The sequence below is a fragment of the Flavobacterium litorale genome (genome assembly GCF_019613795.1).
GTDB lineage: Bacteria > Bacteroidota > Bacteroidia > Flavobacteriales > Flavobacteriaceae > Flavobacterium > Flavobacterium litorale.
On the sequence record NZ_CP080429.1, the window covers coordinates 1,765,200 to 1,786,604 of the forward strand.

The 21,405-nt window shown below is 40.0% G+C and carries 14 protein-coding genes; 8 read left to right on the forward strand and 6 right to left on the reverse strand.

What is annotated here, in order from left to right; genetic code table 11:
• The first annotated feature begins 182 nt into the window (after positions 1-182).
• The 7 genes from gyrB (at position 183) to K1I41_RS08020 (ending at position 9,283) form a co-directional block, all read left to right on the forward strand.
• Positions 183-2,129 carry a DNA topoisomerase (ATP-hydrolyzing) subunit B gene (gene gyrB / locus K1I41_RS07990; protein ID WP_220639841.1) on the forward strand — a complete coding sequence of 649 codons (1,947 nt, stop codon included), beginning with the start codon at positions 183-185 and terminating at the stop codon, positions 2,127-2,129.
• The gene (locus K1I41_RS07995; protein ID WP_255566901.1) at positions 2,110-3,135 is read left to right on the forward strand and encodes a DUF6588 family protein; all 1,026 of its coding nucleotides are present in this window, start codon (positions 2,110-2,112) and stop codon (positions 3,133-3,135) included. The genes gyrB and K1I41_RS07995 overlap by 20 nt, the downstream gene beginning before the upstream one ends.
• A gap of 36 nt (positions 3,136-3,171) precedes the next feature.
• Positions 3,172-4,107 (forward strand): malate dehydrogenase, encoded by a 936-nt coding sequence (locus K1I41_RS08000; RefSeq protein ID WP_220639842.1) that lies wholly within the window; start codon positions 3,172-3,174, stop codon positions 4,105-4,107.
• A 138-nt stretch (positions 4,108-4,245) separates the two neighbouring features.
• Positions 4,246-7,221, forward strand: a complete 2,976-nt coding sequence (gene secDF / locus K1I41_RS08005; RefSeq protein WP_220639843.1) for a protein translocase subunit SecDF — start codon at positions 4,246-4,248, stop codon at positions 7,219-7,221.
• 152 nt (positions 7,222-7,373) lie between these two features.
• Positions 7,374-8,081: a MotA/TolQ/ExbB proton channel family protein gene (locus tag K1I41_RS08010; protein ID WP_220639844.1), complete on the forward strand. Its 708-nt coding sequence runs from the start codon at positions 7,374-7,376 to the stop codon at positions 8,079-8,081.
• A 2-nt stretch (positions 8,082-8,083) separates the two neighbouring features.
• The gene (locus K1I41_RS08015; protein WP_220639845.1) at positions 8,084-8,476 is read left to right on the forward strand and encodes an ExbD/TolR family protein; all 393 of its coding nucleotides are present in this window, start codon (positions 8,084-8,086) and stop codon (positions 8,474-8,476) included.
• 6 nt (positions 8,477-8,482) lie between these two features.
• Positions 8,483-9,283 carry an energy transducer TonB family protein gene (locus tag K1I41_RS08020; protein WP_220639846.1) on the forward strand — a complete coding sequence of 267 codons (801 nt, stop codon included), beginning with the start codon at positions 8,483-8,485 and terminating at the stop codon, positions 9,281-9,283.
• A 76-nt stretch (positions 9,284-9,359) separates the two neighbouring features.
• On the opposite strand, the gene lgt is transcribed toward K1I41_RS08020, so the two are convergent.
• The 4 genes from lgt to folE all read right to left on the reverse strand — a co-directional run bounded on the left by lgt (position 9,360) and on the right by folE (position 12,811).
• Positions 9,360-10,301, reverse strand: a complete 942-nt coding sequence (gene lgt, locus K1I41_RS08025; RefSeq protein ID WP_220639847.1) for a prolipoprotein diacylglyceryl transferase — start codon at positions 10,299-10,301, stop codon at positions 9,360-9,362.
• A gap of 64 nt (positions 10,302-10,365) precedes the next feature.
• The gene (gene yidD / locus K1I41_RS08030; protein WP_220639848.1) at positions 10,366-10,617 is read right to left on the reverse strand and encodes a membrane protein insertion efficiency factor YidD; all 252 of its coding nucleotides are present in this window, start codon (positions 10,615-10,617) and stop codon (positions 10,366-10,368) included.
• Positions 10,618-10,622: 5 nt separating this feature from the next.
• A complete protein-coding gene (gene cysS / locus K1I41_RS08035) occupies positions 10,623-12,104 on the reverse strand; it encodes a cysteine--tRNA ligase (protein WP_220639849.1) in 1,482 nt (493 codons plus the stop codon).
• Positions 12,105-12,139: 35 nt separating this feature from the next.
• Complete coding sequence (gene folE / locus K1I41_RS08040; RefSeq protein ID WP_220639850.1) at positions 12,140-12,811, reverse strand: GTP cyclohydrolase I FolE; 672 nt, start codon at positions 12,809-12,811, stop codon at positions 12,140-12,142.
• 306 nt (positions 12,812-13,117) lie between these two features.
• On the opposite strand from folE, the gene K1I41_RS08045 reads away from it, so the two are divergent.
• Complete coding sequence (locus tag K1I41_RS08045) at positions 13,118-19,369, forward strand: T9SS type B sorting domain-containing protein (protein WP_220639851.1); 6,252 nt, start codon at positions 13,118-13,120, stop codon at positions 19,367-19,369.
• A gap of 174 nt (positions 19,370-19,543) precedes the next feature.
• Here K1I41_RS08045 and K1I41_RS08050 read toward each other — a convergent pair whose 3' ends face one another.
• Both K1I41_RS08050 and K1I41_RS08055 read right to left on the reverse strand, forming a co-directional pair.
• A complete protein-coding gene (locus tag K1I41_RS08050; RefSeq protein ID WP_220639852.1) occupies positions 19,544-20,740 on the reverse strand; it encodes a pyridoxal phosphate-dependent aminotransferase in 1,197 nt (398 codons plus the stop codon).
• A gap of 155 nt (positions 20,741-20,895) precedes the next feature.
• Positions 20,896-21,324, reverse strand: coding sequence for a DUF1573 domain-containing protein (locus K1I41_RS08055; RefSeq protein ID WP_220639853.1), 429 nt, complete (start codon positions 21,322-21,324; stop codon positions 20,896-20,898).
• Positions 21,325-21,405: the final 81 nt, after the last annotated feature.

The following is a 21,405-nucleotide window of genomic DNA, read 5'->3' on the forward strand; positions in this document are numbered from 1 at the left end:
ACAATAATTTAAACAGCCTGCTATTATATTTACGTCGAGGCTCGTAATATAATTCAACCTGCATCAATTATTAATAAATTGTTAATAACTCAACCATCAAAACAGGTCTAAAAATAGCATTATCCCTTGTGTTTTGTTATATTTGTTCGTTAAACTTAAAATTTCGTTAAGACCCGTTTTTTATGAGTGAAAATGAAGAAATAAAGAAGCATAATTATTCAGCAGATAGTATTCAGGCGCTAGAGGGAATGGAACACGTAAGGATGCGCCCTTCCATGTATATTGGAGACGTAGGCGTACGTGGTTTACACCATTTAGTGTACGAGGTAGTAGATAACTCCATTGACGAAGCTATGGGAGGTTACTGCGATACTATTGGCGTTACTATAAACGAAGATAATTCTGTAACCGTTGAAGATAACGGACGTGGTATCCCTGTAGATTTACATAAAAAAGAAGGCGTATCGGCACTAGAGGTTGTAATGACCAAAATTGGTGCGGGCGGTAAGTTTGATAAAGATTCTTACAAAGTATCTGGAGGTTTGCACGGTGTTGGTGTATCAGTAGTAAATGCATTATCCAAACACATGCGCTCTACCGTTTACAGAGACGGTAAAATATACGAGCAGGAGTACGAGCGAGGTAAATCGTTATACCCTGTAAAACAAATAGGAACAACAGATAAAAAAGGTACAATACAAACTTTTTATCCTGACGATTCTATATTTACACAAACTACCGAGTTTTCATACGATACACTTGCATCACGTATGCGTGAGTTATCTTTCCTTAACAAAGGCATTACGGTAACACTTACAGATAAGCGTGAGAAAAACGAAAAGGGTGAGTATTTGTCAGAAGTTTTTCATTCTGATGAAGGACTAAAAGAGTTTGTACGTTTTCTGGATGGTAATCGCGAGCCGATTACATCTAGCGTTATTAGTATGGAAACCGATAAAGGCGACATCCCTGTAGAGGTTGCCCTTATATACAATACAAGCTACTCGGAGAATATATTCTCGTACGTAAATAACATTAATACCCACGAGGGGGGTACACACCTTTCTGGATTCAGACGAGGGCTTACCAATACCCTTAAAAAATATGCCGATAGTTCTGGTATGTTGGATAAGCTGAAGTTCGAAATATCAGGAGATGATTTCCGTGAAGGGCTTACCGCTATTATATCCGTTAAAGTACAAGAGCCACAATTTGAAGGGCAAACCAAAACCAAGTTAGGTAACCGTGAGGTTGTTGCTCCTGTAAGCCAGGCAGTGTCTGAAATGCTGGAGAATTATCTCGAAGAAAACCCTAACGATGCTAAACTAATAGTACAAAAAGTAATATTAGCTGCACAAGCGCGCCACGCTGCTAAAAAAGCACGCGAAATGGTACAGCGTAAAACCGTTATGGGCGGTGGCGGATTGCCGGGTAAATTATCCGATTGTTCGGAGCAAGACCCTGCAAAATGCGAAATATTCCTTGTAGAGGGAGACTCGGCAGGGGGTACAGCAAAGCAAGGTCGAGACAGAGCTTTCCAAGCCATATTACCCTTACGCGGTAAAATACTTAACGTTGAAAAAGCTATGCAACACAAGGTATTTGAAAACGAAGAGATACGTAACATATTTACTGCATTAGGCGTAACCGTAGGTACAGAGGAAGATAGCAAGGCACTTAACCTAGAAAAGCTACGTTACCACAAAGTAGTAATTATGTGTGATGCCGATGTTGATGGTAGCCATATTTCTACACTAATACTTACGTTCTTCTTCCGATTTATGAAGGAATTGATAGAGAGTGGACACGTTTATATAGCAACACCACCTTTATACCTAGTTAAAAAAGGAAATAAGAAAGAATATGCTTGGACAGACAACCAACGGGATATGATTAACGAGAGAATGGGCGGTAGTGCCAACATTCAGCGTTATAAAGGTCTTGGAGAGATGAACGCCGAGCAGCTTTGGGATACTACTATGGATCCAGAATACCGAACACTACGTCAGGTAAATATTGATAGCCTTGCAGAAGCAGACAGAATATTCTCGATGCTTATGGGCGATGAAGTACCGCCAAGACGAGAATTTATAGAGAAAAACGCAGCCTATGCGAATATTGATGCGTAAGTCGATACATACCGTATTATTTACTGCAACTTTACTTGTTACTACAGGTAAAGTTACAGCGCAGTCGGATACTGCTGTTATAGAACAAATGGGGCATCTAATTAACGATGCCCTATTTTTTTCGGACCAATACATAACACCCGCTACTGATGCTGCCATATACCAATCCGTTTCGGGTTGGGTTACCACACCGCAGGCGCATGAGCTTTGGGATGTATCTGTAGGTATTCATACCAATATCTTTTTTACGCCTAAGCGCGATAGGGAGTTTACCATTAACAACAACGATTTTACTTTTTTTCAGTTAGAAGAAGGAACATCAGCAACTGTACCTACGGCTCTGGGTAACGATAATCAAGTGTATTTATCGGGGCAATTAGGAGATGATGAGGTGCGTCTAGAAACTCCTCAAGGCATCGATATGCAAACAGTAGTATACCCTTACTTGCAAGCCTCTTTAGCCTTGTGGTTCGATACTGAGGTAATTGTAAAGTACTCATCAAAAGTAAGGCTTAAAAAAAGTAACTACCAAGTATACGGAGTGGGGCTAAAACACAATATTAGCAATTACTTTAAAAGCTTGGAGAGTAAAAAAATACATTTAGCCATTTTAGCAGGATATTCTAAAGAAGAAGTTTCGTTTAATTTTTTAGATATCGAAACCAATTATGGTACGCTCGGTATAAGCGAAATAAATGGGCTTGTAGATACGTGGCAATTCCAATTAAACGGCGCTAAAGAGTTAGGCGATTTTGAGCTTATGGGAGGTTTTATAATAACTACAAGTGATATAGAATATGCTGTAGGAGGCGAGAAAGGAAGTATAGAAGAGCTATTGCCTTTACAACAAGTACTCAACGTTAGGTTACGCGAAATATACAAAACAAAGGTAAATTATATAGGAGAAGGCTCGATTTCTTATAAAATTAATAATTTTTCTATACAATCTATCCTTGCTTTTGGTAAATTTGTAAACACAAATATTTCTTTGCAATATTTATTTTAATAAAAATTAACCAATTTCTTAAAAAGACATTTTAATATGAAAGTTACAATTGTAGGAGCCGGTAATGTAGGAGCTACCTGTGCAGATGTTATATCGTATAGAGGTATTGCTAGCGAAGTCGTTTTACTAGACATTAAAGAGGGTTTTGCCGAAGGTAAAGCTATGGATATTATGCAATGTGCTACCACTACTGGTTTTAATACCAGAGTTATAGGGAGTACTAACGATTATACGAAAACAGCAGGTAGTGATGTGGTAGTAATTACATCGGGTATACCAAGAAAGCCAGGCATGACGCGTGAGGAGCTTATAGGTATAAATGCAGGAATTGTAAAATCAGTATCAGATAATGTATTAGAGCACTCACCAGAAGCAATTATTGTAGTAGTATCTAATCCAATGGATACCATGACGTATTTAACACTAAAGGCTACAGGATTACCTAAAAATAGAATTATAGGTATGGGTGGTGCACTAGATAGTTCACGTTTTAAATACTTCCTATCTACAGCTTTGGACAGACCTGCTAATGATGTACAAGGTATGGTTATTGGTGGACATGGCGATACTACTATGATACCACTTACAAGACTTGCATCATACAACGGTAGCCCAGTATCTAATTTCCTTGCACAAGATGTGTTGGATAAAGTAGCTGCCGATACTATGGTAGGAGGTGCTACACTTACAGGATTACTAGGTACTTCGGCTTGGTATGCTCCAGGAGCATCAGTAGCGTACCTTGTAGACAGTATATTAAACGACCAAAAGAAAATGATACCTTGCTCTGTGTTACTAGAAGGGGAGTACGGACAAGAAGATATATGTATGGGTGTACCCTGCCTTATTGGTAAAAACGGTATAGAGGCTATAGTAGATGTTAATCTTGATGATAAAGAGAAGGCATTATTTAGTAAAAGTGCCGACGCTGTACGCAATATGAACGATGCGCTAAAATCAGTATTAGCGTAACGCATATAACCAGAAAACTTAAGGCTGCCAATGGCAGCCTTTTTTTTAAGATATAATTAGCAAATATATTGTTTAATCTTTGGGTAAATTATATATTTGCTCGTTTTTAAAAAATGGAATAATTAATTTTTAGTACCAATGCAGAATAAGGGACTCATTAAATTTTTCGCAATTTTACTTGCGCTAGTATGTATTTACCAGCTTTCTTTTACATTCGTTTCTAACGGAATACAAGATGATGCGAAAGAATATGCTAATGGCGATGCTAAGGCAGAACGCAGATACTTAGACTCGATAAAAGATATAGAAGTTTATCCAGTTTTAGGATATACCTATAGCGAAGTAAGAGATAAGCAAATAAATAAAGGACTTGACCTTGAGGGAGGTATCAACGTTATTCTAGAAATATCTGTAAAAGATATCATTAAAGGGCTTGCCAATAACTCGTCTAACGCTGTTTTAAACAAATCGTTGGATAGAGCGACTGAGGAAAGACAAGGTAATCAGGATTATATAGATGCTTTTTTTATTGCTTTTGATAAAGAGTCTAACGGTAGCGTTAAACTTGCTTCTCCAGAGCTGTTTACCAACAGAATAATGGGAGATGATGTTAACATTAAAATGACTGATGAGGAAGTTAAAAATGTTATCAAAAGAAAAGTAAGTGAGTCAATAAATAGTGCCTTCTTAGTACTTTCTGAGCGTATTGATAAATTTGGTGTAGTACAACCCAACATCCAACGTTTAGGAGAATCGGGTAGAATATTGGTAGAATTACCAGGTGCTAAAGATATAGACCGTGTTAAAAAACTACTACAAAGTACAGCACAATTAGAGTTTTGGGAAGCATACAGAGTAACCGATATGCAAAACTTTTTATTTGCAGCCAACCAAACGCTAAAAGAAACAGAAAAAGAAGAAGAAAAAGTTACTACAGATGAGGAGCAACCAGCCTCTGATATTGATGCTTTACTTACCGATGCTGCTGAAGACTCTACAGCTACTGAAGAGGCTAACAATCCGTTATTTGATAAATTACAAATTGTAGGAGGTCCAGTACTTGGTAAAGTTGCTGTAAAAGATACTGCTAAAATTAACAGTTGGTTGCAACGTTCGGATATCCGCTCATTATTAACAGGCGAGCAACGTTTTGCACGTTTTGCTTGGGGTAAAGAGGATGCAAAACGTTCTAAAGATAGTTTAGACCTTTATGCATTAAAAAGCAACAGACAAAACATACCACAATTAAGCGGAAACGTTATAACAGGGGCAAGAGCTACTTTTGACCAATTGGGTAAACCATCTGTAGAAATGCAGATGAATACTAAAGGAGCACAAATTTGGGAGAAAATGACAGGAAAAGCATTTTCAGAACAAGGCTATATAGCCATTGTGCTCGATAATGTAGTATACTCTGCACCAAGTGTTACCACAGGAGCAATTTCTGGAGGAAACTCTGTAATCTCAGGTTCTTTTGATATTTCAGAAACAGAAGATTTAGCTAACATATTAAGAGCAGGTAAACTTCCTGCCTCTGCTGATATTATACAATCAGAAGTAGTAGGACCATCATTAGGTCAGGAAGCTATTGATAACGGTATTAACTCTGCCGTAGTAGGATTATTATTAATCTCACTATGGATGATGATATACTACGGTAAAGCTGGTTTATACGCCAACATTGCACTTATTGTAAACCTTTTATTACTATTTGGTTTCCTTGCAAGTATAGGTGCTGTACTTACATTACCAGGTATTGCAGGTATTGTACTTACTATGGGTACCGCCGTAGATGCCAATATAATTATTTACGAACGGGCGAAAGAAGAATTACGCTCGGGTAAAACAGTAGACGAATCCATTAAAATTGCATTTAGCTGGAAAGGAGCAATGTCTGCCATTACCGATGCTAACGTTACCACATTCCTAACAGGTTTAGTACTGTTATTATTTGGTACAGGTCCAGTAAAAGGTTTTGCAACTACATTACTTATAGGTATTGTTACCTCTTTATTTACAGCCATATTTATAACAAGAATGCTTTTAGATATGGGTAAAAACGAAAGCCTTACCTTCGATACCAAATTATCTAAAAACTGGTTCAGAAACTTCAACTTTAATTTCATTGCCAAAAGAAAAATTGCCTATGCTGTTTCTGCAGTATTAATAGCACTTAGTTTTGTTTCATTCTTTACCAATGGTCTTGACCAAGGTATTGATTTCGTAGGAGGTAGAACATTCCAAGTACGCTTTGAGCAGGAAGCACCTATTGAAGAGATTAAGAGCGATCTTTCTTCTGAAACGGCTTTTAATAGCGGTGTAGATGTTAAAGTATTTGGAGAATCATCTCAGCTACGTATTACAACAAAGTATAAAGTAGATGAGCACGGTATTGAAGCCGACCAAGAAGTTAACAGAATAATGTATGATAACCTTAAAAAACATTACACAAACAATATTACATACGACCAATTTGTAAACACTTACGAAGGTAAAGAAGTAGGTATAATGCAAGCGGCAAAAGTAGGACCTACTATTGCAGACGATATTAAAACCAATTCGTATTGGGCAGTATCAGGCTCGTTAGCTATGGTATTCCTGTACCTAATGATAAGTTTTAGAAGATGGCAGTACAGCCTTGGTGCCGTTGCAGCCGTAGCACACGATGTTATTATAGTACTAGGTATCTACTCTGCATTCTATAAGTTTGCACCATTCCAAATGGAAATGAACCAGCACTTTATTGCAGCCATACTAACCGTTATAGGTTACTCCTTAAATGATACCGTTATTGTGTTTGATAGGGTACGAGAGTTCCTTGCTAGCAAAATGCCAGGTACATTTAAACAAGTAGTAAATACATCAGTAAATGCTACCATTGCCAGAACAATTAATACATCGCTTACGGTAATATTCGTATTATTAATCATGTTTATATTTGGTGGCGAGTCAATACAAGGATTCATATTCGCAATGCTTGTAGGTATCCTAGTAGGTACATACTCATCACTATTTATTGCAACCCCAATACTAGTAGATACAGTATCGGAAAAAGATAAAGCTAAAATGGAGGAGGAGCGCAACCCACAGGTTGATGCTACTGCTACCGAATAAACAAATAGCACATTACTAAAATTACAAACCTGCTTATTTTTTAAGCAGGTTTTTTTGTTTATATAGTACTTACTGCATACCAATGTGCATAAAAACAATTTTTAAGCTATATTAGCGTTAAATTATAAAACAATTTAAAGTATTATTTTTCTATGCTAAACATTCAAGATCCCGACAGCCTAGCAGTAGCTAACGAAGCGCTTTTAGAAGGAGGCGAACCTGTTGAAAAAACATTATCTATTTGGGATTTACTAACTAGTGGTGGTATTGGTGGGCAGATTATTGTAATTGTGCTTGCAGTACTATTGTTCGTAGCCATTTATTTGTACATCGAAAGAACATTGGCACTAAAAGAAGCCTCTAAAATAGATAAAGGGTTTATGAACCAAATTCGTGACCATATTACCAACAGACGTTTTGATAGTGCTAAGCTACTTTGCCAACACACCAACACACCCGTATCACGTTTAGTAGAAAAAGGAATATCGCGCATAGGTAAACCACTAGAAGATATTAATACAGCTATAGAAAATGCAGGTAAGCTAGAAATATATAATTTGGAGAAAAACGTAAGTATACTAGCTACTATATCGGGTGCAGGACCCATGATTGGTTTTTTGGGTACCGTAGTAGGTATGATACTAGTATTTTTTGAGATAGAAAAGGGCGGAGGGCAAATACAAATAGACCTTTTGGCTGGTGGTATATATACCGCCATGACTACAACTGTAGTAGGGCTTATAGTAGGTGTATTAGCCTACATAGGGTACAACCACCTTGTAGTTAAAACGGATAAAATTGTAAACCAGATGGAAGCTACTGCAGTAGAGTTTCTAGACCTGTTAAACGACCCCGTATAATTATGCAGTTTAGAAGTAGAAATAGGGTAACACCCGAGTTTAATATGTCATCAATGACGGATATTGTATTCCTGTTATTGATATTCTTTATGATTACCTCTACTATGGTTACTACCAGTGCGCTCGACCTAAACTTACCAAAAGCAAAAGGCAGAACCGAGAATAACCAAAACGTATCGGTAAACATAACAAAAGACCTAGAGTATTATATAGATACCGAACCTGTAGCTGCTGATAATTTAGAAGCAACACTCACAGGCTTGCTTTCTGGTACAGAAGGTAAAGCGATAGTGCTACGTGCAGAACAAGGCGTACCTATTGAGAAAGCAGTTGCAGTTATGGATATAGCTTACAGAAACCAGTATAAAATAGTATTGGCAGTAGACCCAAAATAAGTGGTTATGAAATATTTGGAAACAAAAGAAGAAAAAAAATCATTTGGTATTACGGCAGCCATTTTTGCGCTGCTCCTCCTTTTGTGCCTATTTTTAGGAATGACCTACATGGATCCGCCACCCGAAAACGGTATTGCCATTAACTTTGGTACTACTGATACGGGTATGGGCGATGTACAACCTACCGAACCGATAAAATCGGCACCACAACCTACAGAATCGACCCCTACAGAGCCTACCCCTACGGTAGATGATGTAGTAACGCAAGACGTTGATGATGCCCCTGTAATTACAAAGGAAAAACCCAAAGAACAAAAAAAGCCTAAAGAAGAGCCTGTAAAACCCAAACCAGACCCTGAACCACCAACACCCTCTAAAAGTACAACAGATGCCCTGTCGAGCATCCTAAATGGTCCAAAATCAGATGGAAAATCAGAAGGAGGACAAGGTAAAGATGATAAGCCTGGTGATGCTGGTAAAGTAGATGGTAGCCTTAGTGGAGGTTATGGTCAAGGCGGAGGTACTACAGGAACAGGCAAAGGTAAATATAACCTTGAAGGGCGTAAAGCACTAGCATTGCCTAACCCTGATTATACCTGTAACGAGCAGGGTAAGGTAGTAGTACAAATTACAGTTGATAAAAATGGTAAAGTAACATCGGCTACGCCAGGTGCCAGAGGCACTACAAATACGGCTAAATGCTTACAAGACCAAGCCCGAGCTGCGGCATTAAATGCTAAGTTTGATGAAGGCGATGCCGACAAGCAGGTAGGTACAATAGAGTACAACTTTAAGTTAACAGAATAAGTTAAATAGTAAATAGTTTAAACTAAAAAACCGCCCAATTGGGCGGTTTTTGTTTGTAGCAATGTTATGTGGAAAATTATAACGTTTCTCTTCGGTTTTTTGCAGTTACTATAAAGTAAATTCCTGCTAGTATAAAGGGTATGCTTAACCATTGCCCTGTTAACAGTATTGGATTTTCGCCTTCAAAGCCACCTTGGCTTTTCTTTACAAACTCCACCATAAATCGTACCGTCCATAACAATACCAAGAAAGTACCAAATATAAGCCCACGATTTTTACGAGCATCGGTTTTCCAGTACATGTAGTATATAATAATAAACACAATAACATAACCTGCAGCTTCATACAATTGTGCTGGATGACGATAGGGTATGCCTGCTAATACATCCGAAAACTGTGGGTCTTTTTCAATAAGGTTGTACGCTTGGTTGTAATCATTTGTTTTGGTGATGCTCATGGCTTTGGACTTACTCATGTCGTCCTCACTCCTAACAAACTTTACTGCAGTAGCTAGGCTCTTATCGGTTTTTTCGCCTAGTATCTCAGAATTCATAAAATTACCAAAGCGTACAAAAACACCACCGCTAGTTACAGCTATTACAATTCTGTCCAACACCCATAGTAAAGGTCTTTTAATTATGTTTTTGCTGTAATATACCATAGTAATAATAATGGCTATAGCGGCACCATGGCTTGCAAGCCCTGCAAACCCAGTAAATTCAAACTCAGGTTTAAACCTAAAGGGGAGTAGTATCTCTTCGGGGTGTTGGCTAAAATAATCCCAATCGTAAAAGAAAACATGCCCTAACCTTGCTCCTAAAAGTGTAGCTACTAGGGTGTAAATAAATAACTTATCTAACATCTCTACAGGCTCACCTTCGCGGTCAAATATCTTTTTAGTTAAATACCATCCTAAACCAAAGGCTATTACAAACATTAGGCTGTAGTAGCGTATCATAAAAAAACCGAGATCTATACCTTCCGAAGGATTCCAAACAATGCTTAAAGCGTGTGCCATTTTTATACGATTAATATTTTGTTGTAAATTTAAATAAATGCTTTTTACTACCTATAAAAAACTACTAATGTTTATGGTTGCATTTTTTTGTAGGTACGGGGTCATACCCTTTTCCACCCCAAGGGTTGCAACTTAGTATACGTTTTGTGGCTAGCCATCCGCCTTTAAACAAACCATGTGTTTGTAAAGCCTCAATAGTGTAGTGTGAGCAGGTAGGGGAGTACCTGCACGCAGAAGGTAAAAAGGGAGATATGCCTTGCTGGTAAAAGCGCACCAATGCTACAAAAGGTAGTATGGCTATTTTACCCAATTTCATATTATTTATAGTATTGAAAAAGTAGTACCCTCTTTAGTATCTTTAATAGCAATACCTAAATCGTTAAGCTTATCTCTTATTTGGTCAGAGAGTGCAAAATTTTTATTGGCACGGGCTTCGTTTCGCATGCCTATAAGCATAGTAACTAAGCCTTCCATCTTATCGTTATTGCTATTATTCTCTGTTTCCTTTTTAAGTCCGAGTACATCAAATACAAAGGCATTTAATGTTTTGCTTAGTACCTCAAAGTCACTAGCGGTAATAGTTTCTTTATCCTCTTTTATTAGGTTAATGTAACGAACGGCCTCAAACAGTTGTGCAATAAGTATAGGGCTGTTAAAATCGTCGTTCATGGCATCGTAGCAAGATTGTTTCCATGCAGCGATATCTAATGAGGATGTTGCACTAGGTTTTATCGTTTTTAAATTGTCCAACGCCTCCATTAATCGGTTAAAACCTTTTTCGGCAGCTAATATGGCATCGTTAGAGAAATCTAAGATGCTTCTGTAATGTGCCTGCATAATAAAAAAGCGGGCTACAGATGGGCTAAAAGCTTTACTTAGTATGGTGTTGTTACCCGAAAATATTTCGCGGGGTAATATATTATTCCCTGTAGATTTTGACATTTTTTTGCCATTAAGCGTAAGCATGTTGGCATGCATCCAATAGTTAACGGGCGACTTGCCTGTGCTTGCTTCGTTTTGTGCAATTTCGCATTCGTGGTGCGGGAATTTTAAATCCATACCACCACCATGTATATCAAAGTTATCACCAAGGTATTTGGTGCTCATAGCTGTACACTCCAAATGCCAACCTGGGAATCCGTCGCCCCAAGGCGAAGGCCAACGCATAATATGTTGCGGTTCGGCTTTTTTCCAAAGTGCAAAATCTTGCGGATTTCTTTTTTCCGTCTGTCCCGATAGCTCACGGGTATTGGCTATCATATCTTCAATATTACGTCCGCTAAGTTTCCCGTAGTTGTAATCTTTATTAAACTTTACAACATCAAAGTAAACTGAGCCTTCGGACTCGTAACCGAAACCATTATCAATAATATTTTGTATGGTTTGTATTTGTTCAATAATATGTCCAGTAGCAGTAGGCTCTATACTAGGAGGAAAGGCGTTAAAAAGTTCCATTATCTGATGAAAATCTACAGCGTACTGCTGTACAATTTCCATAGGTTCTAACTTTTCAATACGTGCTTTTTTTGCAATTTTGTCTTCACCCTCGTCAGCATCATCTTCAATATGTCCTACATCAGTTATATTACGAACATAGCGCACTTTATACCCTAAGTGTTTAAGGTAGCGAAAAACCAAATCGAAAGAGATAAACGTACGGCAGTTACCAAGGTGTACATTACTGTATACTGTTGGGCCACATACATACATGCCAACATTACCTTGGTGTATGGGTTTAAAAAGTTCTTTCTCTCCAGTTAAAGAGTTGTATATCTTTAACGTTTGGTTTTGATATAAGTGCATGCTAAAATACGTTTGCTTTTGTAACGCAAGATATATTAAAACTGTGTATCGAGCTTAATATAATCTAAAAATTCCCTTCTTACTTTTTCATCTTTAAACTGACCGCCAAATTCGGCAGTAACAGTACTGCTTTCAATATCGCGTATACCACGTGAGTTTACACACAGGTGCTTAGCATCTATAACGCACGCTACATCCTCTGTATTAAGTACTTTTTTAAGTTCTTGTACTATTTGTATTGTAAGACGTTCTTGTACTTGCGGGCGTTTTGCAAAATAATCTACAATCCTGTTCATTTTAGATAGTCCTACTACACTACCGTTAGATATGTAACCCACATGAGCTCTACCAACAATGGGTAATAAGTGATGCTCGCAAGTAGAGTATACCGTTATGTTCTTCTCTACCAACATTTCCCCGTACTTGTATTTATTATCAAAAGTAGAGGAGCTCGGTTTTCTTTTCGGGTTTAAACCTCCAAATATCTCTGTTACAAACATTTTGGCCACACGGTTGGGAGTACCTTTAATACTATCGTCCGTAAGATCCATCCCTAGGGTATGCAATATATTTTCTACATCTTTTTTTATAGCTTCTATCTTCTGCTCATCACTAAGTTCAAATGCATTTTCTCTTAATGGCGTTTCAGCACTTGTAGCAATATGATTTTCGCCAATTTCATCTTTAATATCGTCCGTAAGGTTCATTTATATAAAAGTCAATTATTAAAATAAAAAATCAATTTGCAAAGATAACTATAAAAGTTCATTTGGCTAAATGTACTTTAACAGTATTTTACACGTTTAATTAGTAGTAATTTACATTATCGTAATAGTGGGACTAAATTTTCATTTTGAAGCTAAAACACACAATTAAATGTAAAAAGTGAAATTTTATCAAATTTTAAGTAGGGAAAAGGTAGTGTAAATTGTTATAGATTAAAAAAAATGGTGTAATTATGTTTTAATTATATCAAATTTATGTAAATTTCGCGTTTCAAAAATTATATGAAAATGAATAATATAAAGTACCTGTTTTTATCAATATTTATTTTTAGTAGTGTTACTATTTTTGCACAAAGTAACACCGCTGATGGCATGGAGCCTTTTTGTGCTGGTGGTGATACACTAACTTTTAGTAATACAACTAATAGTGATCCTGCAGATCCAGATTCTGCTGCCGATAGTTACGGCTGTTTAGGGAGTGAACCTAACCCAGCATGGTTTTTTATGCAGATAGGGGAGAGTGGAGATTTAGAATTTAACCTTTCGCAAGAAAATGCTGCAGGAACAGGATTGGATGTAGATTTTATACTTTGGGGACCTTTTGGAGGACCACCACCAATTTTTGGACCTGAGAATTTAAATGATGATACTGAGGTTGACTGTAGTTATTCGGCATCAGCAACAGAAACTGTAAATATAGATGGTGCAAATGCAGGAGAGTACTATGTAATATTAATAACTAACTTTAGTAACCAGTCAGGACAAATAAACCTTACACAAACCAATACGGGTGAGCCAGGTGCTGGTACTACCAATTGTGATATTGTATGTCCGTTATCTTTAGGAGAAGATTTTACATTATGTCCAGGTAATTCATCTACAATAATAGTAGCCACTATTGAAGATGCTACCTCGTATGAGTGGTTTATGGATGGCGATGTTATTGCTGATGAAACGGGGCAATCACTTACCGTATCCGAAGCAGGTACATACAGCGTAGTAGTAAATAAGCCAGGTTGTGTTGCCGATGCAACTGCATCAGTAACTATTACAGAACCAGATCCTATACCAATTAATGATCCTCTGGATATAACCATATGTGCTGTAGGCGAACCACCGTATACTTTTAATTTATCGCAAAACAATGAATATATATTAAACGGACTTAATCCTTTATTTTACCCTATAACATTCCATACCTCAGAGTTTGATGCTATTGAGGGGATTTCACCTGTATTTCCTGCTACTACTGTAGAGAACTATCCAGCAGAAGACGGAACTGTAATGTGGTTAAGAATTGAGGATTTTACATCGGGATGTTCAACATTTCGTTCATTTACCTTGTTTGCCAATCCAGCACCAGAGCCAGGAGAACCATCAGATATGCAGGCCTGTGATATAGATAATAGTGGTGATGAGGAATTTGACTTAACAGAGCAAGATGCTGCCGTTTTTGGCGATCAAGACCCTACAGAATTTACAATTACATACCATCCTACTGAGGAGGATGCTGATGATAATACAGCAGAAATAATGAATCCTGAAACGTATGTTACAGGATCAACCACTATTTTTGTGCGTCTTACTAGTAATGAAGATGAAGATTGTTACAACATAACAAGTTTTGATATAATAGTTACCCCAACACCAGAAGTAGATGCGCCAGCAGACCAGTTTGCCTGTAGCGATACAGGATATGCACTACCAGTATTATCCCAAGGAAACTATTACACAGAAACCAACGGCGGCGGTACACTGCTAGCCGAAGGAACAATAATAACAACCACGCAAACAATTTTTGTATACGCAGAAAGCAATACCACACCCAACAACTGTACCGATGAAGAAAACTTTACAGTCACGATCTACGATCAACCCGTAGTAGACACGCCAGCCGACGTATTTGCCTGCGAGAGCTACACCCTTCCAGTGCTAACCGTAGGAAACTACTACACCGGCGCCGATGGCAGCGGCACCCTACTCAATGCAGGCGACGAAATCACCACCACACAAGACATCTACATCTATGCCGACAGTGGCGATACCAACACCCCGTGTACCGACCAACACCAATACACCATCCAAATCGATACCCCGCCCACACTATTGCCCGCCACAGCCCTAGAAGAATGTGACGACAACTTTGACAGCTTCACCACCTTCAACCTAGTCCCCGCAGGACTCGAAGTAACCGACGGACAACCAGGATTCGAGATCAGCTACCACGAAACCTTCGAGGCAGCCGACTTCGGCACCAGTCCCATCGACACCCCCGCCAACTACTCCGCCATCACCGGAGAAATCTACATACGCGTAACCCCAGTCGGCAACACCACCAACTGTCGTAGCATACAACCCCTAACCCTAACCGTATACCCACGACCCACCATACCCAATGTAACCGACTACGTACAATGCGACGTAAACAACTCGCCCGACGGACAAGAAACCTTCGACCTAACCACCAAAGACAGCGAAGTAACCCTTGACATAGCAACCATAAGCGCCGAATACTACACCAGCCAAGCCAATGCCCAAGCCGGTACCAACCCCATAACCAACCCCGAAAGCTACACCAATACTGAAAGCCCCGAAACCATCTGGGTAGCCGCAGTAAGCGACTTCGGATGCCGTAGCGTAAGCAGTTTCGATCTCATCGTAAACCCACTACCCGTAATCAATCCAGCACTAGACACCTTCTTCTCTTGCGAAGAAATACCAGGCGAAGGCCAATTCGACACCATCGAAATCGATGCCGCCATCACCCAAGGCGCAGCAGGATACAGCATCAGGTACTACCAAACCCTAGCCGGAGCAGAAGGTGGCGGCAACAACAACCTAAGCTCACCCTTTACCTCACCCACCACAACCATTTACGCCCGCGTAGAAGATGACCTTACCAGTTGCATTATCATTACCCCAGTAGAACTAGAAGTAATACCAGCCCCAATAGCCCCAGCACTAGCCCCACTAGAAGAATGCGACTTCAACCTCGACAACGTAGCCCCATTCAACCTCGACCCAGTAATACAAAACATAACCAATACACTAGGCAACGTAAGCGTAACCATACACGAAACCCAAGCCGATGCCAACTTTGCAGCCAATGCAATACCCAATACAAACAACTACACCAATATAGTAGACGACACCCAAACCCTGTACGTACGCGTACAATCCACCCAAACCGAATGCTTCGATATAGTACCCCTACAACTCATAGTACACCCCGTACCCGAAGCCACAACCCCAGAAGACTACGAAATCTGTGACAACGGTACCAACGACACCGACGGCATAGCCATCTTCGACCTAAGCACAAGAAACGAAGAAATACTAGGCGACATCGATCCCCTAGCATTCACCATAACCTATTACGAAAACCAAACAGCAGCCCAAGCCGGCACCAACCCAATAACAACCGCCAGCAACTACGCCAGTACAACCACAACAGTATACGCACGCGTAACCAACAACACAACAGGCTGCTACGACATCGTACCCCTAGAACTCATCGTAAACCCACTACCCGTAGTAAACAACCCACTACCATACACCCTATGCGATGAAAACAACCCAGGCGACGAACAAGAAACCTTCGACCTAACCACACAATACCCACTCATCGTAGACGACCAAAACGGCATCGCCATCACCTTCCACGACACCTTCGAAGAAGCACAATTAGGCGACAACCCAATACCAAACCCAGAAGCCTACCAAAACCAAGCCACCGTACAAACCCTCTTTACACGCGTAACCATAGAAGACACAGGCTGCTACAGAATCGTATTACTAGACATCAGAGTAGAACCACTACCCGTACTCTATGTAGACAACGTAGACGAAGAACTCACCGTACTTTGTGACGAAGACGGCGACGGAATCACATTCTTCAACCTAGACGCCACCCTAGGAGACCTAATCAACAACGGGCAAAACCTAGAAGTAAGCTTCCACCTCACACCAGAAGACGCACTAAACAACCTAAACCCAATAACCAACACCAATAACTACCCCAACATAACACCATTTGCCGACGTAGTATACATCCGAGTAGCCAACACACTAACCGGCTGTACCAACAGCGAAGCCTACGCACTACCATTAACCGTAGTACCCTCGCCACAAGTACCCGACCTAGAAGACATAACCCAGTGTGACGACGAAGACGACAACGGACAAGACAACCAAGCCCTCTTTGACCTGACCCAACAAAATCAGACCATCATAGACGGACTAGACCCAGCCATACCCGATGTAATTATACATTACTTCGAGTCAGAGGCTGCTGCACGTAATGGCGCACCACGCATAACCACCCCAGCCAACTACACCGGTACCCACGAGCAAACCATCTGGGTACGCGTAGAAGACCCCGTAACCGAATGCTTTGGTATCAGCAACTTCCAACTATTCCTAAACCAGCCATTACTCCTAACCACACCAAGCATACTAACCCTATGCAACAGTGAACTCCCCAATGACGCCACAGAAACCTTCGACCTAACCGTAAAAGACGAAGAAATCTTAGGCCCATTCGGCATAGGACAAGGCTACACCGTAACCTACTACGAAAGCGAAGCCGACCAAGAAACAGGAGCAGCCATACCAGATCCAACCCAGTACGAAAACACCGATAACGCACAAACCCTGTACGTAACCGTGACCAGTACCGACGGCTGTGAAAGCTACACCACACTAACCATAAAAGTGTTACCCCTCCCCACGCCAAACCAGGAGCCAGACGCGCTAGTACTATGCGACGACAACAACTCCCCCGACGGCGAAGAAGAATTCAACCTATTCGACGCCGAAGCTGACATCCGCAACAACGACCCAACCACGATAATCACCTACTACGAAACAGAAGCAGACGCCCAAAACGCCGAAAACCCCATAGCCGACCCAAGTGCCTACCAAAGCGCCACCAACAGCGTATGGGTACGCGTAGCCGCCAACACCGGTAACCCCGACGACCAAGTCTGCTACCAAATAGTAGAACTCCCACTCATCGTAAACCCACTCCCAGTCCTAGGCGAAAACGGCACCATCGCCCCCAACGCCTATTGCGAAGAAAACACCGATGGTCAGCACACCTTCATCCTCAACGAACACCTGCCCTTCATCCTAATCGGCGAAGACCCAGAAGACTACACCATACGCTTCTACCTCGACCAAGCCGCATTAGACGCAGGCACCGCACTACCCAACCAGTACACCAATATCAGTACCCCACAAACCATACTCGTATGGGTAGAAAACAACACCACCGGATGCATCAACACCGCACCATTAACCCTATACGTAGAAGAAGCCGCCACCGCCTTCCCAATCACCCCAGGACAACTAGACACCTGCGACTACGACGGCACCAATGACGGACAAACCACCATTGACCTCACCCAAATAGAAACCCAAGTACTAGGCGGACAAGACCCATTAGACTACGACGTAGACTACTACGAAAACCAAGACGACGCCATAACCGACACCAACCCCATAGCCGACCCCAGCACCTATATAAACACCATAGCTGGCGGACAAACCATCTGGGTACGCGTCACCAACGAAAGCACCATCAGCCGCTGCTACGACATCACCAGCATCGATATCACCATCGAAGCCATCCCAGAACCCATAATACAAGGCGGAACCCTCTGTGTCGACTACGACACCCAAGAAGTACTCAACCCCGTAGTAATGGACACCGGGCTCGATGACAGCCACACCTTCATCTGGTACCTCAACGGCGAAGAAATAACAGGCGCCACAGAAAGCACCTACATCGCCCAGGCCGTAGGAAGCTACAGCGTAGAAGCCATCAGCGCAGGCGGCTGTATCAGCGACCCAATCGACCCCGTAACCGTAGACCAAAGCGGGCCCGCCAGTGAGATACAAACAAGCTATACCGTTAGCAACGCCTTTAGCGACGAACAAACAATAACCATTACAACAACAGGTTATGGCGAATACGAATACCAATTAGATTTTGGACCATGGCAAACCAGTAACATATTTACCGATGTATCCCCAGGACTACACGAAGTACGCATTAGAGATATAGGCGCATGCTCCGAACACATAGTTACCCTAACAGACGTAAGCATCATCGACTACCCACGATTCTTTACACCCAACGCTGATGGATACAACGACACCTGGAACATCTACGGACTCTCCAGTCAAGGTGGCGCCGAAATCTACATCTTCGACCGTTACGGCAAGCTCATCAAACAAATCAGCTCACAAGGAGAAGGCTGGGACGGCACCTACAACGGTAACCCACTACCCGCAGACGACTACTGGTTTACCGTAACCTTTGTAGAAACCCAAGTACAAACATTTGAGATTACCGCCGCTGATATAAAAACAAAAACAACAGAAGAAGGAGAAGAAATCAAATACTATGTCGTACCAGGCACGAGCATAGAAATTCCAGTTACACAAGAACAGATAGACCAGCTACCGATTGAGATAACAGGGGATGCACAACCCGTGACAAGAGAATTTAAAGCGCACTTCTCTATGAAACGATAAGTAGTGTTATAGAATATAAACACCAAAAATATAAGGCTACCCTTTAAGGGTAGCCTTATTTTAGTTTAATATACTCTTGATTTGTGTAATTATTAGTAATTAAAAAAGAGCCTTACAAATATTTGTAAGGCTCTTTTTTATCTTAATATTAAAATATAGATATCTTCTTTTCTTCTATTTTTTATCGTTGTATTGTTTTATGGCTTCCTTTAATATAGCTATAGATTGTATTAAGTCTTCTTTTTTAAGTACGTATGCAATACGTATTTCAGTTGTGCCTACGTTTGGTGAAGAATAAAATCCTGCTGCTGGAGCTACCATTATAGTTTCGCCATTAAGTTCAAAACTTTCTAATAACCACTGCGCAAATTTATCAGCATCATCTACGGGTAGTTTTGCAATGCAATAAAATGCTCCTTTGGGTACAGCAACTTTTACACCTTCTATATCTTTAAGTCCTTTTATAAGTGTATCACGTCTATCTTTATACTCCTTAATTACCTCATCAAAATACTCTTTTGGAGTATCTAGTGCTGCTTCACTGGCAATTTGTGCTAGTGTAGGGGGGCTTAATCGTGCTTGAGCAAATTTCATTGCTGCTGACATTACAGCTTTGTTTTTAGACACTATGCAACCTACTCTTGCTCCACACATACTATAGCGTTTTGATACGGAATCAATCATTATAGCATGTTCTTCTATGCCTGATACATTCATAACAGAATAGTGCTCGTCGCCATCGTATGTAAATTCACGGTATACTTCATCAGCAATAAGAAAAAGATCATGTTCTTTTACCAACTCAGCTAATTGCAGTATTTCTTCTTCGGTATACAAATAACCTGTTGGGTTACCAGGGTTGCATATTAATATTGCTTTTGTTTTTGGTGTTATTAGCTTTTCAAAATCGGCAATAGGGGGTAGGGCAAAGCCATCTTCTATTGTAGATATAACAGGAACTACGTTTACACCTGATGCTACTGAAAAACCATTGTAGTTGGCATAAAAAGGCTCAGGTATAATTATCTCATCACCTGAATCCATAGTACTACCCATTGCAAATAAAAGTGCCTCAGATCCTCCTGTGGTTATAATTATATCAGCTTTATCAACTTGTATTCCGTGTTGCTGATAGTAATTGGCCAGCTTTTCTCTATAGCTTTCAAAACCTGCCGAATGGCTATATTCTAATATTTCAGGTATATTATCTTTTACACTATTTAGTGCTCTTTCGGGTGTTTTTATATCGGGCTGCCCTATATTAAGGTGGTACACTTTTAGTCCTTTATCTTTAGCTGCCTCAGAGAAAGGAACTAATTTTCGTATAGGCGATTCAGGCATCTGTTGCCCTTTTATAGATACTTTAGGCATAGTATGAAACTTTATAATGAGTTGGGCAAATTTGCAATAAATTTTACATATTTTATAATTTTTACATTGTCAAATTTCATATAAATCAATATATATTGTTATAAATATAAAAAGCCCATGCAATAGCATGGGCTTTTTATTTGAAGCGTCTGTTTTTATTGGCTTGTTATCGTTTTTTTCTTCTGTAAAATATTCACGTCTTCCGCCGATTTTACTTCTCCTTTTATTTTAATTGCCACAGTACCATTTTCATAATTTACTGCGTTGGACATTACAGTAATAGTTTTTCTAATTGGTCCTGGCTTCATATTGTATTTTACTTCTATTTTGCCAGTTTTACCAGGCATAATAGGTTCTTTTGGTTTAGAGGGTATAGTACAACCACAGGTAGATTTTACTTTTTCTATTATCAAAGGCTCATCCCCTGTATTGGTAAATTCAAATTCGCGTATACCGCTATCTTCTCCTTTGTAAACAGTACCATAGTCAATAACATCTGTCTTAAACTCAATTTTTGGACCTGTTTGTGCGTACGATGCAGCGCTAATTATAATGGCTGCTAATAGACCTAAAATCTTCTTCATAATCTAAGTTTTTAAATGTTTGGGTAAAAATACTCTGTTTACTTTAAAGTACAAATAGTAGCTGTGCTTTTTTTTAAATTG